Source organism: Cohnella sp. LGH, assembly GCF_017671885.1.
GTDB classification, from domain to species: domain Bacteria; phylum Bacillota; class Bacilli; order Paenibacillales; family Paenibacillaceae; genus Cohnella; species Cohnella phaseoli.
The window spans coordinates 8,563,700-8,579,156 of the sequence record NZ_CP072117.1 but is presented as its reverse complement, the minus strand read 5'-3'; the positions used below and the strand labels follow the sequence as shown (position 1 = coordinate 8,579,156).

Sequence of the window (15,457 nt, the reverse complement as noted above, 5' to 3'; positions counted from 1 at the left end):
CATGTAACTATCATATAATAGAAAGCAAATACACTAATCTGTCACGAACAGTGATGAGAATAGAAGATGGATTCGGAAAAGGTGCGTAAACCCAACGCGCCTCGACTTGCTGTGTGCTTATGCGGACAGCGATATTTCAAATCATAGCATGCGAGGAAGGAAAATCATGAGCGACAGACAAACGCAAACAGACGTTATTTTGATCGGCGCCGGCGTAATGAGCGCGACATTGGGAACCATCCTGAAGGAGCTGGCTCCGGACTGGAAAATTACCGTGTTCGAGAAGCTGGCAAGCGCGGGCGAGGAAAGCTCCAACGAATGGAACAATGCGGGAACGGGACATGCCGCGTTGTGCGAGCTGAATTATACGGCAGAGAAATCGGACGGATCGATCGACATTAGCAAAGCGGTAAACATCAACGAGCAGTTCCAGGTTTCAAGGCAGTTTTGGTCTTATCTCGTCAACCACAACCGGATCAGCAATCCGCAAGAGTTCATTATGCCGCTGCCTCATATGAGTATGGTGCAAGGGGAGAAGGACGTTGCGTTTCTGAAGAAGCGCTACGAAGCGTTGACGGGAAATCCTCTGTTCCAGGGCATGGAGTATTCCGATGACCCGGCCAAGCTCGCGGAGTGGATTCCGCTTATTATGAACGGCCGGACATCCCGCGATCCGATTGCGGCTACGAAGATCGATTCGGGAACGGATGTTAACTTCGGGGCTTTGACCCGCATGCTGTTCGAGCACTTGAAAAAACAGAACGTTAGCATAAATTACAAGCACAGCGTGGATAATATGAAACGGACCGGCGACGGCTCCTGGGAACTAAAGGTACGGAACCTCGACAGCGGATCCATAGAGCGTCATAGCGCGAAATTCGTCTTTATCGGCGGGGGCGGCGGAAGCCTGCACCTGCTGCAAAAATCCGGAATACCGGAAGGCAAAGGCATCGGCGGCTTCCCGGTAAGCGGTCTGTTTATGGCGTGTACGAACCCGAGCGTCGTCGAGCAGCATCACGCCAAGGTATACGGCAAAGCGAAGGTCGGCGCGCCTCCGATGTCCGTTCCTCATCTGGATACGAGGTTTATCGACAACAAGAAATCGCTGCTGTTCGGACCTTTTGCCGGCTTCTCGCCGAAATTCCTGAAAACCGGTTCCATGTTCGATCTGATCGGCTCCGTGAAGCCGGGCAATGTGCTTACGATGCTGGCGGCGGGCGCCAAAAACATTCCGTTGACCAAGTATCTGATCGAGCAAGTGATGCTGTCCAAAGAGAAAAGAATGGAAGAGCTGCGCGAATTTATTCCGAACGCCAGAAGCGAGGACTGGGATTTGGTCGTCGCGGGTCAGCGCGTACAGGTCATTAAAGATACCGAAGCGGGAGGCAAAGGAACGCTTCAATTCGGTACAGAGGTCGTCAGCGCAGCCGACGGCTCGATCGCCGCTCTACTGGGTGCGTCTCCGGGTGCGTCCACGGCCGTATCCGTCATGCTGGAGGTTCTGAAAAAATGCTTCCCTCAACAAATGGGAGCATGGGAAGAGAAGATCAAGGAAATGATTCCTTCCTACGGCGTGTCTCTAGCGAAAAATCCGAAGCTCAACGAAGAGATTCAATCGGCTACGGCGCAAGCTCTCCGATTGGAGAAAGTGCTTCAACCGGCATAATAAAACATTTAAATTTACGAAGGCTGTCCCAAAACTAATGGGGGCAGCCTTGATTTATCTGCTCGAATAGGTTTTTAGCGGGGATGTATCCCCTCTTTTTTACATTGAGCCTTGTTCCAAATCAACATCAAAAAGAAACCGTTCTTTGGTAAATGGAAGTGCGAGCCCACCAAAGGATAACGGTTTCTTTGTACATTTAATACACCATGCACCAACTTCCTCTGCCAATGGACTTGGCAGAGGAAATCCCCATTCTTTATGTTTGCAGCTTTTGCGTTTTATGGGAAGTTTCAAGCGGCTGGTTCGTCGCTAAGCACCGCTTGAAATGTTCAGTATTTGTTCATAACCGCATGATATAATTAAGCAGCAGATACTCTATCCTCCTGGGGGAATTCCTTTGAATGGGAAACGTAGATTAGGAAAAGCATTTAAGACATTCGCAGCAATAACCGCTTTGGCTTTGCTGGCGACCCTCGTCAGGTTGCCCGTCGCATCCGCAAGCTCGACGCCGGATACGAATTGGTATACATCCGCGCCTGGAGTCGCGCTCTATCAGATCGAAACGGCGGACGAGCTAGCCGGATTGGCCGAGCTTGTGAACGCAGGAAACGATTTCAACGGCAAAACGATCGAATTGTCGGACACTATTGATCTGGCTGGCTATAATTGGACTCCGATTGGAACTTCAAGTACGCCGTTTCAAGGAACATTTGATGGCGGCGTTTACGTCATAAGCGGATTGACTATATCCGAAACTCTCGTGTTGTCCACATCGGATACAAGAAGAGTCGGGTTGTTCGGCGTTATTGGACATGAAGGCACGGTTCAAAACGTAGAGCTGACCGGAGTAAATATCAATGTCGTCTATACGCCACACGCAACCCTTGGTCCCGGTGTCGCTTTTGTGGGCTCGGTGGCGGGGACGAACGAAGGGACGGTTGCCGAAGTCAAAGCGACGGGAACGCTTTCCGTCGTTGGAGGAGACGTGGCGGTCGGCGGGTTGGTCGGCAGCAACGGCTCCAATCGAAGCGTGAATAATTACGGCGGGTTGATTAACGCCAGCTCGGCGGCCGTCTCGATTAACGCAGCCAGCAATTATCAAGTTCTACAGGTCGGCGGCTTGGTCGGTATATCTACGAAAAGCGGCAGTCAAATTGTCGACAGCTATAGCGAAGGCACGATCAGCGCGAACGGAGCGGGTATGAACGGGAGCCCGTCGGCCGGCGGCCTCGTCGGTTATGCTGACAGGTCATCTATCAGCGGAAGCTGGAGCTCGGCCACAGTAACGAACATTGAAGGCAAAGACACTTCCTATGCGGGGGGGTTAGTCGGATCGGCCATAGCTACCATAATTGATAACAGCTACGCAACGGGGAATGTACACCTTAGTTTAAGAAGCAATGCGGTTTCCAGCAACGTCACCGCAGCAGGCGGTCTGGTCGGATATTTGTGGTATGCAAGCGCTCTGGCTAAAATCGTCGATAGTCACAGCACTGGCAGCGTTACTGTCGAGGCACAAACGGCTTACATGCTAGCTGCAGGAGGTTTAGTCGGATACTCTCGAGGGGGGGCGGCGCCCGCCCTGATCGAGAGAAGCTATGCGACTGGCGATGCTTCGGCAACTTGGATCGGCAGCGGCCCTGTCTATACCGGCGGTCTGGCGGGTTATGCGTGGGGAACCTCGATCGATCAAAGCTACAGCACGGGCAATGCTTACAGCCGCAGCGATGGAGCAACGGGAAATGCGGGTTCCGGGGGCTTGACGGGAGTTCTTGTCGGATTAAGCGGCACCGTAACGTCCAGCATAAGCAACAGCTATAGCACCGGTAAAGCCCAAGCGAATTCCGCCGGACAAGAAAGAGTGGGCGGCCTGGTCGGAGAAGCGAGGGCCAACTCCAATATCAGCAGCAGCTTTTCCACGGGCGTTCCGCGTGTTGTCCAAGGAGTTACGGTCAAGAGAGGAGGCTCTGTCGGACAGAACTCGGGTAACGCTGTTGCGCATACCTACTACGATACAACCACCTCCCGTCAAACCGACACGCTTAACGGCATGCCGCTGAATACGGGCGAGATGACGGAACCGAATGCGCTGCAAGCAGCCCAATCCGGAAGTCTATCGGGTCTGACTGACGGAGTTTGGACGAAGCGCCCGCACGCGACAACTGTCGAAGGTCGCGTCGTCGAAGTTTATTATCCGGAGCTGGCGGTATTCGCGGGCTCGTCCGCTTCCGCGGAAGCTCAGGCCGCCTCAAAGGCGAGCGTAACGACAGCCGTGTATGCCAACCTGACGCATGAGGGCGTCACCACCTATTTCGGCTCTATTCAAGGAGCGATCGATGCGGCGGCAGACGGTGATACGGTCGGCATCGCTCCAGGCGTTCATACGGAACAATTGACCGTTACCAAAAATATTACGTTGGAGGGCGCAGGCATCGATCAGACGATATTGGCTTCGCCCGATTCGGACAAGCTGATGCCCAGCGCTTGGACTAACCTGAAGGATCAGCAGGTGTATGCCGTGGTCGGCGTTAAGGCGGGCAGTCCCGGACAATTCGCCATACGGAACCTGACAATTGACGGCCGTAAGCAGGGCTATATTGCACAGCATAACGGGGTCGCCGATCTGTATACGTTCAGCGGCATTGCGGTCCGAGATACGTCGGCCACGATCGATCGCGTCAAAATCGTCGACGTCCGGGATACGCATTCCGATTATTCGGGAGCGCCGGCGTCGTTGCCAAGCGACTACGTGCCGCAGGATCAACCGTCGGGCGCCAATCACAACGAAAGCATTCTTCTCGAAGGAGCCGCCGGAACGGGGGCGCACAAAGTAACGGTGCAAGACTCCGAGATCCTTCGGTTCCACAAGACCGCCATTTTGGCATGGGGGCCTGCGCTGGAAGTCGATATCCGCAATAATACGATCCAAGGACATGGCAGAACGCTTTACAGTACAGGCAACGGCATTCAAGTCGCTTCTTCCGACAGAAGCTCTCTCGGCGGAGGCAACGGCGACCGCCGGGGCACGTCCGGAATCGTGCAGAACAACCGGATCACGGACATCGGCCTGGTCATTCCCGAACCGGGGCAGGTCGGAGCCTATTTGAATCTGGGGCTGTACGGTCCGTCGGGCATTCTTCTGTGGGAGGCTGCAGACGGGTTTGTAATCGAAGGCAACACGATAACTGGCCCTTCCGTCCCCGCATGGCATAATTCCGCGACTTCCAACGACGGGGGTTACTCTAACGATGGAATCGGGCTTAACTACAGCAAAAATGTCACGGTTCGCAACAATGTGATTGCAGGCTTCGGCACTGCCATTCTGGAGGGCTCCAGCGTGACCGGCTCGTCCCTCGAGGTTTCCGACAACACCTTGAGCGGCAACGAAATCGATATTTGGGCGTCTTCGGGTGCGGACTCGATCAAGCTGGGCGCAGGGGCGGAGACGATCGCTTACGGGGAGAACACCAACGGAACCGATACGATCGAAGGTTTTGGCTCCGGAGACCGAATTCGCGTTATCGGTTTCCGAAGCGGTTCGGTGAACGGGCAGATCGGCACGCCCGGCAATGCTATCTACGTTAACGATACGGGCGGAACGCCGATTATTAACGGTTACGCCGACGGCGCTCCCGTTGTCGACTTCACCGGCGGAACGGTAACGAGCGGGGACGGAACTGTCGTAGCCGCCAGGTCGGTACAGGTAGCCGTTTCGGGGCAAGTCACGACGCTTTATATCGACACGGAGAACGATGCCGACGCTCCTGAGCTGGAACTTAAGCTGGCCGGCGTATATAGCCCGCTCAATTTCAAGCTGAACGGCGGGGATATCGAATATTTCGATCCGTTCGCTACTGTGCTGTTTGTAACGGCAGCCGATCCGAGCGGGTCGTCCAACGACGGCAAGACGAAGCTGACCGTAACTCCGGCGGTGACGGATGCCGGCCATAAGCTGGTCTACTTCAATTTCGGCGGCGGGGCCGTAATCGTTCCGTCCGTAGGACAGACGCTTACGGATTATTCGGATCTTCCTGCGAACGGTCTGATCGTAGCGGCCAACGGCGACAAGATTGGCGTGGCCGAAGTGGATGCGAGCGGCAAGCTCGTTAAATTCGGCCAGGTCGTCGCGCTGGTAACGGCAGAGCCATCGACAAACACGCCATCCACTCCTTCGTCCGGTTCTTCGGGCGGCGGGACACCCGCAGCCGAAGACGAGGGCTTCGTCGTTCTTGTGAACGGCAAGAAGGAGAGCGCCGGCCAAGCCACGACAACGGAGTCCGGCGGCGTGAAGACGACGACGATCGTCGTCGATACCGCCAAGCTGCTGGAGAAGCTCCGGGCAGCGGGCGCGGGCGCCGTTGTTACGATTCCGGTCGGCGTTGCCGCGAATGTTATCGTTGCCGAACTTGACGGCCAAATCATCGAAAAAATGACCGAAGCTTCCGCTACGTTGGTTATCAAGACTCCGAAGGCTTCTTATACGGTGCCGGCCGAACAGCTCGGTATCGGAGCGTTATCCGGGCGGTTGGGAACGGGCGTCAAGCCGGATCAAGTCAAAATGCATATCTCGATTGCCGACGTTCCCTCATCGATGGCAGCAACGGTGGCGGCAGCCGCAGCAGACGGCGGCTTCACGCTCGTTCTACCTCCCCTTGATTTTAAGATTAGCGCGTCTTACGGCGGCCGGACAGCGGAGGTGTCGAAGTTCGGCGCGTTCGTGGAGCGTACCGTCGCTTTGCCGGACGGGATCGATTCCGACAAGATTACGACCGGCATCGTTGTGGAGCGGGACGGCTCGTTCCGCCATGTGCCGACGAAGATCGTGGTTATCGACGGAACGTATCACGCGGCAATCAACAGCTTGACCAACAGCGTCTACGCCGTCGTCTGGCATCCGGTGGAGTTTGCTGATGTCCAAGGGCATTGGGCGAAGGACGCGATCAACGACATGGGCTCTCGCATGGTGATCAACGGGGTGTCCGATACGAGATTTGATCCCCGCGCCGATATTACCCGCGCTGAATTCGCCGCGATGGTCGTTCGCGGTTTGGGACTGAAGCCGGGTGAAGGCGAGCAAACCTTCCGCGACGTAGCTGCCGAATCGTGGTATGCGGACATCGTTCGAACGGCGGCAGCCTACGGCCTTGTTCAAGGCTTCAAGGACGGAACGTTCCGTCCGACAGACAAAATTACGCGCGAGGAAGCGATGATGATCGCGGCTAAGGCGATGAGGCTGACAGGTCTGGCAGACAAGACGGACGCGCTGGATAACGACGCTCTGCTATCGAAGTTTGCAGATGGCGCCGATGCCGCCGTATGGGCGAAAGAGGCGATTGCATCGACGGCCAAGGCGGAGTTGATCAGCGGGCGCAAAGGCGGCAAGCTGGAGCCGAAGGCCAACATCTCCCGTGCCGAAGTTGCGGTACTCATTCAGCGCTTGTTGCAGCGATCGGGATTAATCTGACGCCGCACAGCGAATAAGGGCCGGATTCCGGGTTCGTCACTGAACCTGGAATCCGGCCCTGCTGCTTGCTCGGTGCTTTCACTGGGAGCAGTTCTAAGTAGTACTAAGCGGTACGGTCAGCCCAACTGCACAATAAACGAGGTTGTTTCTCCAAGGGCGCTCCTTGCTTGAATTTTCCCCCTATGCTGCTCCACGATCGACTTCGCGATGGCGAGTCCGAGGCCGTAGCCCCCTTGCTTGCGCGAACGGGAGGCATCGGTGCGGTAGAAGCGATCGAATACCTTGTCCAGTTGTTCGGCGGGGATGCCCGCACCGCTGTTCGTCACCGTCAGCGCGATATGGCCGTGGTGCCGCCGCAGAGTCAGCTCGATCGTTCCCTCCGGGCGGTTGTATTTGATGGCGTTGTCCAACAGAATCATGACGACTTGCTTGAGCTGCTCGGCGCTTCCCGTGACGGTCAGATCGGGCTCGATCTCGTAATCGAGCTTCAGCGACCGCTCGTAGATAACGGCCTCCATGGCAAGAACGACGCTCTCGACGGCTTCGCTGACGTTAAACGGAACATGAAGCGTTTCCGCCCTCGAATCGTCCATCTGCGTCAAATACAGCAAATCATTCGTGAGCGTCTTCATACGCTCGGTCTCCGACTTGATCCGATGCAGCCACTTGATTTGTTCGCCAATCGTGTCCGTCTCGTTCGCCAGCAGCACGTCGGCATTCGTCTGAATGACGGCCAGCGGCGTCTTCAGCTCATGGGAAGCGTCGGCGATAAACCTCTTCTGCTTCTCAAACGCATCCCGTACCGGCGCGATCGAGCGATTGGCGAAATAACGGCTTGTGGCGAAGATGACGGCCAGCATCACAAGGGCAACGACGGCAAACGTATAGATCAGATTGGTTAAAATGTTCTGCTGAGCGGTTACGTCCATATAGACGACCATGTAACCGCCGCTCAGGTCGGCCTCCGCTCGGTAAGCCCAGCGTGTGCCGTCCAGGGTGACGCGTCCTTCTCCCGATGTATCGGCAATCGCCTTCCGGGCAGCCGTGTCGTAGAATTCATCCTCCATTTCGAAGCGGGAGTCTACGGACAGCAGCCCCCCCTCGACGTCTGTCTTTAACGCGAAGGAGACGGAGCGTTCCGGAGGGGAAGACAGCCCCTTCGAGCCGCCCCCGAACATCGGCGGCTGGCCTCCGCCGTTCGGCCCGCCTTTCTTGTCGCCGCCTCGCCCCGGATTCTCGCTCGCTATCCGGTAGAACTCTGTCACCCGGCCCAGCTCCATATTGATGTCGCGATTCGCGTTCTGGTACGTAATGACATAGATCGAAGCGAACGCCACAAACATGATGACGGTAATAATGACCATATTCATCAACAGAAATCGGTTGCGCAGTCTCGTGAACATCAGTCGGTCGCCTCCAGTACGTACCCGACGCCCCGAATGGTGGAGATGCGAGCAGAAGCGTTAAGGAAAGCCAGCTTTTTTCTCAGGAATGACACGTAGACCTCGACATTGTTATGCTCCGCCTCCGAATCAAAGCCCCACAGCTTCTCGATAATTTGCTCCTTGGACGTCACCGCCTGCTTCCTCGTAATCAGAAGCTCCAGCAGCTCGCTTTCCTTCAGAATCAGCTTCAGCTCCTTGCCCTTGCAAGCCAGCTTAAGGGTAGAGGTGTTCAGCTCGATATCCCCGAATCGCAGCGCATCCTCGGGAACGACCTCTCCCTTGCGTCTGAGGGCTGCCCGTATACGGGCGAGCAGTTCGCCCGTCGCGAACGGCTTGGCGATGTAATCGTCCGCTCCGTAATCCAGTCCCGCGATTTTATCGTCTATTTCGCCTTTGGCGGTCAGCATAATGACGGGTGTGGACACGCCCTGCTGGCGAATCGTCTTCAGTAGCGTTATCCCGTCCAGCTCCGGCAGCATGATGTCGAGCAGCAGCAGATCGTAAATGCCGCTAAGCGCGTTGTCCAATCCGGATTGGCCGTCGTGGACGGCATCCACCGAGTAGTTCATCTTCTTCAGAATTTGCGTCAGCGCCTCCGCCAAATTCACTTCGTCCTCTACAATCAATATTCTCATGGGCCGTACGCCCCTTTCTTCTGCGTCATGCCTCTATTGTAGGAAGATAACCTTTAATCAACCTTAATCCTATCATTCCCAGTCGTGCAGGAGAAAAGATTTTACACAGCGTTGACAATTTAAGCTTCGCTAAAGGTTCCCGATCTAAGCTACAGACATGGCAGGACCGAACAAGAGACGACGAAGAAGGGAGAGCCGCATATGGCGATCGAAGTGTTCAACCGTTACGAAAACAAGTATCTCATGGATACGAAAGCCTTCTACGGCATCTACAACCGTCTGATGGAATATATGGAGCTCGACGCTTACAACCGCAACGACAAGTTTTATTCCATCAGCAATCTGTACTATGATACCGACCATCATACGTTAATCCGCGACAGTCTCTCCAAACCCAAGTATCGGGAAAAGCTGCGCATCCGTGCTTACGGAGTGCCTGAGTCGGACGCCAAGGTTTACGTGGAACTGAAGAAAAAAGTGTTTGGGCTCGTCAACAAGCGACGTTCCGCAATGAAGCTGGACGAGGCATACGAATTCGTTCGATCGGGCAGGGCGCCTATTTATCGGGAGGGCATGAACAAGCAGGTCGTCGCCGAGATCGAATATTTCCTCTCCCGGTACGAGCTGCGCCCGATGACGTATCTGGCTTACGATCGAATCGCCATGTTTTGCAAGGGCAATCGCGATTTACGCATCACCTTCGATACGAATATCCGCTCCAGACGCTGCGATCTCAAGCTGGAGGCCGGCGATTACGGCGAGCAATTGATGGACAAAGGCCAGTGGCTGATGGAAGTAAAAGCCGAGAAGACGGTCCCGGTATGGCTGGCGAAGCTGCTGTCGGAGCTGGGCATGTATCGTACGAGCTTCAGCAAGTACGGCAATGAATACAAGAAATCGATCCGGCACGCCGAACGGGCGGAGGAATCGGCAAGGGAGAGAATCGTGTTATGATCGACAGTCTGTTTAATTCTTTTGCATCGGATACAACGCTCACTTTGCAGCAGGCGCTGCTGACGTTCGGCATCGCGATCCTGCTGGGCGGAATCATCAGTTGGACTTACATGAAGACGCAGCAGGGCTTTTCGCCTAGCTTTACACTTACCATGATGGTTCTGCCGACGATCGTCGCTATCATCATTTTGCTGATTGGCAGCAATATCGCGCGGGCGTTCAGTCTGGCGGGGGCTTTCTCGATCATTCGTTTCCGCAGCGCGCCTGGCGACTCCAAAGATATCTCGTACGTGCTGTTCTCGATGGCTGCCGGATTGGCCTGCGGCGTCGGTGCTTACGGGTATGCGGCGCTATTCACGATCGGACTTTGCGGGCTGATGTTTGTGCTGAAGGGCCTGCGTTTCGGAACGGTCAAATCCCCATTAAAGACGCTGAAAATTACAATCCCGGAAAGCTTGGGATACGAGGAAGCGTTTGATGAGGTTTTTAGAAGGTTTAAGGTCGACTATGAGCTGAAAAGAGTACGAACGACCGAACTGGGCAGCTTGTATGAAATCATGTACGCGATCAAGCTGCCTCCCGGCGCCGACCAGAAGGAGCTGCTTGATGCAGTGCGCACACGCAACGGCAATCTCGACATTACCTTGACGATGAGTCCCGTCACGCAGGAATATTGAGCGCTGCACGCTCGCCTACCCATACTCAAGAAAAGAGGGAAAAGCATGAACAATCGACATAGATCCAAACTATTTGCCCTTACGCTTCTGTCCGCCCTGCTGGCGGCAGGCTGCAGCTCCACTTCCGCGGGAACTCTATCGTCCGGGGCAGCCGCCTCTGCCGGTTCAAACCCGGCGTCGTCATCCGCGGCCAGCGTTCAAGTCGCCGGAAAGGGAGCGATAGATTCGGTGAAGTACGACGAGGACGATATGCGTACAGAGTGGAGCGCAGATAGCGCGACGGCCATCGCGCTGAACGGCTCGACGGCGACCGTGACCGGCTCGGGAGCGGAAGCGTCCGAAGGCGTTGTGACTATTTCCGCCGCCGGCGACTATGTGTTAAGCGGCAAACTGGAGGACGGCCGGATCGTAGTGAACGCGCCGGACAAGGTGGTGCATCTGGTGTTGAACGGAGCCGACGTGACGAGCAAATCAGGAACGGCGATCCATCTGATCGAGGCGGGCAAAGTCATCGTGACCTTACAGGAGGGAACGGAGAATAGCCTGACTGACGCGGCCGTCTATTCGGATACGTCCGACGACGCGCCGACGGCCGCCTTATTCAGTAAAGCCGATCTGACGATCAACGGCACGGGCATGCTGAGCGTGAACGGCAACTCTAACGACGGCATTACCTCCAAAGACGATCTGAAAGTGATGAGCGGCAAGCTTGTCGTTAAGGCTGCAGACGACGGGTTGGTTGGGAAGGATCTGGTCGCGGTGAAGGATGGAGATTTCTCGATCGAGTCGGGCGGAGACGGCATCAAGTCGACGAACGATACGGACGAAGGCAAAGGAGAGATCGTAGTGGAGGGCGGCAGCTTCGACATTCGGTCGGTTAACGACGCGATCCAGTCCGCAGCTTCTCTCTTCATCGCCGAAGGGACGTTCGGCCTCGTCGCCGGGGGCGGGTATCAGGCTTCGACGAAGACGCATGCGGAAGAGATGGCGGGCGGCGGCTTCGGCGGCGCCGGTCGAGGCGATCAGGGCCTCGGTCAGCCCCCCGAAGGCATGGATATGCCGGCTCCGGGAGAGGGCGGCGCTATGCCTCCGCAGGAGGCGACGGATACAGGGACGACCGAGGAGACCGAAGAGACCGAGTCGACGAGCGCCAAAGGGCTTAAAGCGGCCGGAGACCTTGTCGTCGCGGGCGGTACATTTCAGATTGATGCGGCCGACGATGCCGTTCACAGCAATGCGAGCGTGTTGATCTCGGGAGGTCAATTGAACTTGGCCTCCGGAGACGATGCGATCCATGCGGATGCCGCCCTGTCCATCGAAGGCGGGACGATCGACATTACAAGCAGCTATGAAGGATTGGAGAGTGCGAGCCTTACGATCTCCGGCGGGGAAACCCGCGTAATCGCAAGCGATGACGGCGTGAACGTATCGGATGGAAGCGGAGGCGGGCCAGGAGGATTCGGAGGCGGCGGCCAAGCGGATAACGGACTGCTGTTGACGATCTCCGGCGGTTATCTGGCGGTGGACGCAGGCGGCGACGGCCTGGACTCCAACGGCTCGATCGTCATGAGCGGCGGAACCGTGCTCGTCAACGGGCCTACGAACAACGGCAATGGGGCGCTGGATTACGACGGCACATTCGAGCATTCGGGCGGCACGCTGATCGCGGCCGGCAGCGCGGGTATGGCGCAAGCCCCTTCCGATGCCTCGGCTCAGCGTTCCATGATGATGATCTTCCCTCAAGCGCAGGAAGCGGGCACATTGGTTACGCTTAGAGACGACAGCGGCAATACGGTAGCGGCCATCGCTCCGACGAAAGCCTTCCAAACGGTTCTTATCTCGACTCCGGAGTTGAAGTCGGGCGCGAGTTATACGCTGTCGACGGGCGGCGCAAACGACGGCGAAGGCCAAGACGGCTTCTACGGGACCGGGAAGACGACAGGGGACACTCAGGTCGTCAGCTTCACGCTAGGCGATGGCGCGGTGACCTATGTCGACGAAACCGGCGTAACGACCGGCAACTCGGGCATGGGAGGCGGTCGGGGAGGCATGGGAGCCGGACCGGGAGGCGGCGGCAGAGGCCGCGGCGAGAGAATGCCCTGACGAATTAGCGATTTATTTTCCCTAAGCCAACGCATGACGCTAATTAGGAGGCTGTCCCATAAGCAGAGTTACTTGAGATGATCGAGTAAGGGGCTGCACCTCGTGCACCTTTATCATCGATTATCGTTCAGGCCAACTTGAAGCGCTTATAGGACGGCCTCGTTTTCCGAATCCCGGCCATTTCTTATGATCACTTTAACCATCTTCGCAATTCTTCGACAAGTTTATATACAGTAGTGGATGATTCCCACGCGGACGGTCGGCCTTGTTTGTCTACTGCAAGCCTTTGATGTCCCCATTTTGCATTCATTATCGCTTTCTCAACATTACTGTGGAGGCTTTTGTAAACCTTCGAGTCCGTTTTCGAGTATTCAAAGCCTAATAAATCTGTCAGCTTTTTTTTGTATCTATCTCTGTGTAACGCTGCAGTAGTTTTTTCAAAATGTAATATGTACCATATTTCAAATGCCTGGTTGGAAAACGCTACCCGAATTCCTTTCTTCTCTGCTAATTCAATCGCTTCGTCAAAGTCAGCATAGTCATCTTTGTCAAAAATACACCATACCTGAGCGAAGCTGCCGTGGGCTTTCTCTTTTGAAGCTCTTTCAACTAATTGCCTGGGACTAACGGCTTCTTGAATTGTCTTTATTTTAATTTTACCTAAATCAAGCTTAAACTGATCGAAATAGATTTGCTCTGTCTCTCCTACGCACACAATCAAAATGACGTCTCTAAGAGGCTTAGATTGGTTTTTCCGTCCGGAGTACGGTTTAAGATTGCTCCTACTCCGCATGTTGTGCCTCTGGCTCTCCCTCATAACTAAAGGGAATTGCCCCAAATACGCCAACTAAGTACTTTTTCAACAAAAGGTCATTTTTCCGCACATTTTGGAAATCAGCCAGTGAGTAAAGCTCGCTTGCCCCTGTATTGCTTTTCTTGATAAACCAAAATTGATCCCTTCTTATTGGTTCTTCAAACAATAATGCATCATGGGTATTACAGATAAGCTGACCATTACCCACATTTTTATCAAGCGAATGGAACAATGCTACGATGTATCTTATCAGCAAGGGATGAAGCTTAGAATCGATTTCATCTATAATGAGAGTTCCGCCGTTGCGGAGGGTTCGAAGGATGGGACCAAGAAGTTCGAACATTTTAATTGTTCCGGCCGATTGAAATTTTATAAATGGGAGCGATACTGAACCTACGTCTTTGTTATCGTCGTCGTAGATCCGATGCAAGGTGTTCAAATCTATGCTGCGTTTCTTCAAATTGAGCACCATTTTTATTTGTTCCGGTGTGCCCGTGAAGCTTTTCAGAGTATCCTGCTTTTCGTTCTCCGACATATCCTCTTCTTCGATTTCTATTTCAAAATCATCAATTCCAAGATCCGCAGTCCGTAAAAAGGACAGAATCTCTTGTTTTATTTCCGGGTCTTCCTCAAGAAGGCCGACAGTTTCCCCCGGAGAAAGTTCATCTATATTCGTGTATACGAGCAGTTTTTCAAACCAGTCTCTCAAACTGATCGCCGGAGCAACGTTTAACATGGCTGCCAACGAGAGAAACAAAGCATTGTCTCTAGTGTGCTCTTTAATGCTGTCGAATTTTTTCCACTTTCCGTATAAAGAAATAGACTTCCAATCAGAGGATGTCCTTTCGAATACTTTTGTCGAGCGTTTTTGTTTGGTAGTCAGCCATTCTTTGATGACTTTTCCTTTTAGCAATTCGAAACCATACGACCATAAGACATCTTCTATTGCAAAAGTCATTTCAAATCCTGTCGGAATTTCATTTGCGTTCGAGTGGAATTGAAAATGACTGTTTCTCATGGCTGCTCTCCCGTCAAAGATTGAAAAGAGCACCATCTGTTTCATAAATTCGATTGCCTTAAATAAATTCGTCTTTCCGCTGCCGTTGGCGCCAAAAATAAACGCACTTTTTAGGCAGGTCCCGTGGGGAGTCATAAATGTATTAAAATCCCTGTACTCGTTCATAGCGGTTGCTTCCATGCTAAAAACAGCTTGATCACGAAATGGACCGTAGTTTTTGCAACTGAAGGCCACTAGCATTTTTATCCCTCCTAGACTACCTTTACAGTGTGTCCTGATCCTTATCTTATTATAACAATTTGCATTATTTTATCAAATAAGCTTATTAAGAGATGGGGACTCATCCTCGATTCTCAACGCTGATGTGTTGAAGCTGGCCCGCAAATTCAGAACAAAGTGCGGCTTGATCTGGGCCTGAAGCTAGGCCGCCTCGATATTCAGGCGTTGACCGACCAGCTTCCGGAGACCCTTCAGCGCTCGAACCCGGGCGCGCAGCTCAATGGCGTTCACCGAATAGACCACATAGTCGTTCGCGCCCGACAGCAGACCGGCTTCGATATCCTCGGGTCTGCTTTTGGCCGTCAGAGTATCTTCGTGAACTTGATTGCGTTCCAATCTCCGCCTTCGGCAGTCGCATAAGTTGCGGGCATGAAGTGGAGAGTCCACAGCAGGCGGCAAACG

Annotated in this window: 10 protein-coding genes; 5 read left to right on the top strand and 5 right to left on the bottom strand. The window is 54.3% G+C overall.

Annotation, left to right across the window (positions count from 1 at the left end; genetic code table 11):
- Positions 1–148 precede the first annotated feature (148 nt).
- Positions 149–1,666 carry a malate:quinone oxidoreductase gene (locus J4772_RS35365; protein WP_209073468.1) on the top strand — a complete coding sequence of 506 codons (1,518 nt, stop codon included), beginning with the start codon at positions 149–151 and terminating at the stop codon, positions 1,664–1,666.
- A 397-nt stretch (positions 1,667–2,063) separates the two neighbouring features.
- Positions 2,064–7,130 (top strand): S-layer homology domain-containing protein, encoded by a 5,067-nt coding sequence (locus J4772_RS35360; RefSeq protein ID WP_209073467.1) that lies wholly within the window; start codon positions 2,064–2,066, stop codon positions 7,128–7,130.
- Between the two features lie 116 nt (positions 7,131–7,246).
- On the opposite strand, the gene J4772_RS35355 is transcribed toward J4772_RS35360, so the two are convergent.
- Both J4772_RS35355 and J4772_RS35350 read right to left on the bottom strand, forming a co-directional pair.
- Positions 7,247–8,533 (bottom strand): sensor histidine kinase, encoded by a 1,287-nt coding sequence (locus J4772_RS35355; protein WP_209073466.1) that lies wholly within the window; start codon positions 8,531–8,533, stop codon positions 7,247–7,249.
- On the bottom strand, positions 8,533–9,210 hold the full coding sequence (locus J4772_RS35350) for a response regulator transcription factor (protein ID WP_116063830.1): 678 nt from the start codon (positions 9,208–9,210) through the stop codon (positions 8,533–8,535). Before J4772_RS35350 ends, J4772_RS35355 begins: the two co-directional genes overlap by 1 nt.
- Positions 9,211–9,411: 201 nt before the next feature.
- Here J4772_RS35350 and J4772_RS35345 point away from each other — a divergent pair, with 201 nt between their 5' ends.
- From J4772_RS35345 to J4772_RS35335, 3 genes are read left to right on the top strand one after another with little or no spacing between them, the layout of a single operon-like run.
- Entirely contained in the window at positions 9,412–10,164 is a 753-nt protein-coding gene (locus J4772_RS35345) for a polyphosphate polymerase domain-containing protein (RefSeq protein ID WP_209073465.1), read from the top strand.
- Positions 10,161–10,841, top strand: a complete 681-nt coding sequence (locus J4772_RS35340) for a DUF4956 domain-containing protein (RefSeq protein ID WP_209073464.1) — start codon at positions 10,161–10,163, stop codon at positions 10,839–10,841. The genes J4772_RS35345 and J4772_RS35340 overlap by 4 nt, the downstream gene beginning before the upstream one ends.
- A 45-nt stretch (positions 10,842–10,886) precedes the next feature.
- Positions 10,887–12,944 carry a carbohydrate-binding domain-containing protein gene (locus J4772_RS35335; RefSeq protein ID WP_209073463.1) on the top strand — a complete coding sequence of 686 codons (2,058 nt, stop codon included), beginning with the start codon at positions 10,887–10,889 and terminating at the stop codon, positions 12,942–12,944.
- A gap of 190 nt (positions 12,945–13,134) precedes the next feature.
- On the opposite strand, the gene J4772_RS35330 is transcribed toward J4772_RS35335, so the two are convergent.
- From J4772_RS35330 to J4772_RS35320, 3 genes are all read right to left on the bottom strand, one after another.
- Positions 13,135–13,659 (bottom strand): RloB family protein, encoded by a 525-nt coding sequence (locus tag J4772_RS35330; RefSeq protein ID WP_247741259.1) that lies wholly within the window; start codon positions 13,657–13,659, stop codon positions 13,135–13,137.
- A 67-nt stretch (positions 13,660–13,726) separates the two neighbouring features.
- Complete coding sequence (locus tag J4772_RS35325; RefSeq protein ID WP_209073461.1) at positions 13,727–15,016, bottom strand: AAA family ATPase; 1,290 nt, start codon at positions 15,014–15,016, stop codon at positions 13,727–13,729.
- Positions 15,017–15,196: 180 nt separating this feature from the next.
- Positions 15,197–15,391 carry a response regulator transcription factor gene (locus J4772_RS35320; RefSeq protein WP_209073460.1) on the bottom strand — a complete coding sequence of 65 codons (195 nt, stop codon included), beginning with the start codon at positions 15,389–15,391 and terminating at the stop codon, positions 15,197–15,199.
- Between the last annotated feature and the right edge of the window lie 66 nt (positions 15,392–15,457).

What these genes read in the sequence shown, in the direction of transcription:
- J4772_RS35340 (WP_209073464.1), top strand. Translation starts at nt 10,161, where the DNA reads ATGATCGACAGTCTGTTTAATTCTTTTGCATCGGATACAACGCTCACT.
- J4772_RS35350 (WP_116063830.1), bottom strand. Translation starts at nt 9,210, where the DNA reads ATGAGAATATTGATTGTAGAGGACGAAGTGAATTTGGCGGAGGCGCTG.
- J4772_RS35345 (WP_209073465.1), top strand. Translation starts at nt 9,412, where the DNA reads ATGGCGATCGAAGTGTTCAACCGTTACGAAAACAAGTATCTCATGGAT.
- J4772_RS35335 (WP_209073463.1), top strand. Translation starts at nt 10,887, where the DNA reads ATGAACAATCGACATAGATCCAAACTATTTGCCCTTACGCTTCTGTCC.
- J4772_RS35325 (WP_209073461.1), bottom strand. Translation starts at nt 15,016, where the DNA reads ATGCTAGTGGCCTTCAGTTGCAAAAACTACGGTCCATTTCGTGATCAA.
- J4772_RS35355 (WP_209073466.1), bottom strand. Translation starts at nt 8,533, where the DNA reads ATGTTCACGAGACTGCGCAACCGATTTCTGTTGATGAATATGGTCATT.
- J4772_RS35365 (WP_209073468.1), top strand. Translation starts at nt 149, where the DNA reads ATGCGAGGAAGGAAAATCATGAGCGACAGACAAACGCAAACAGACGTT.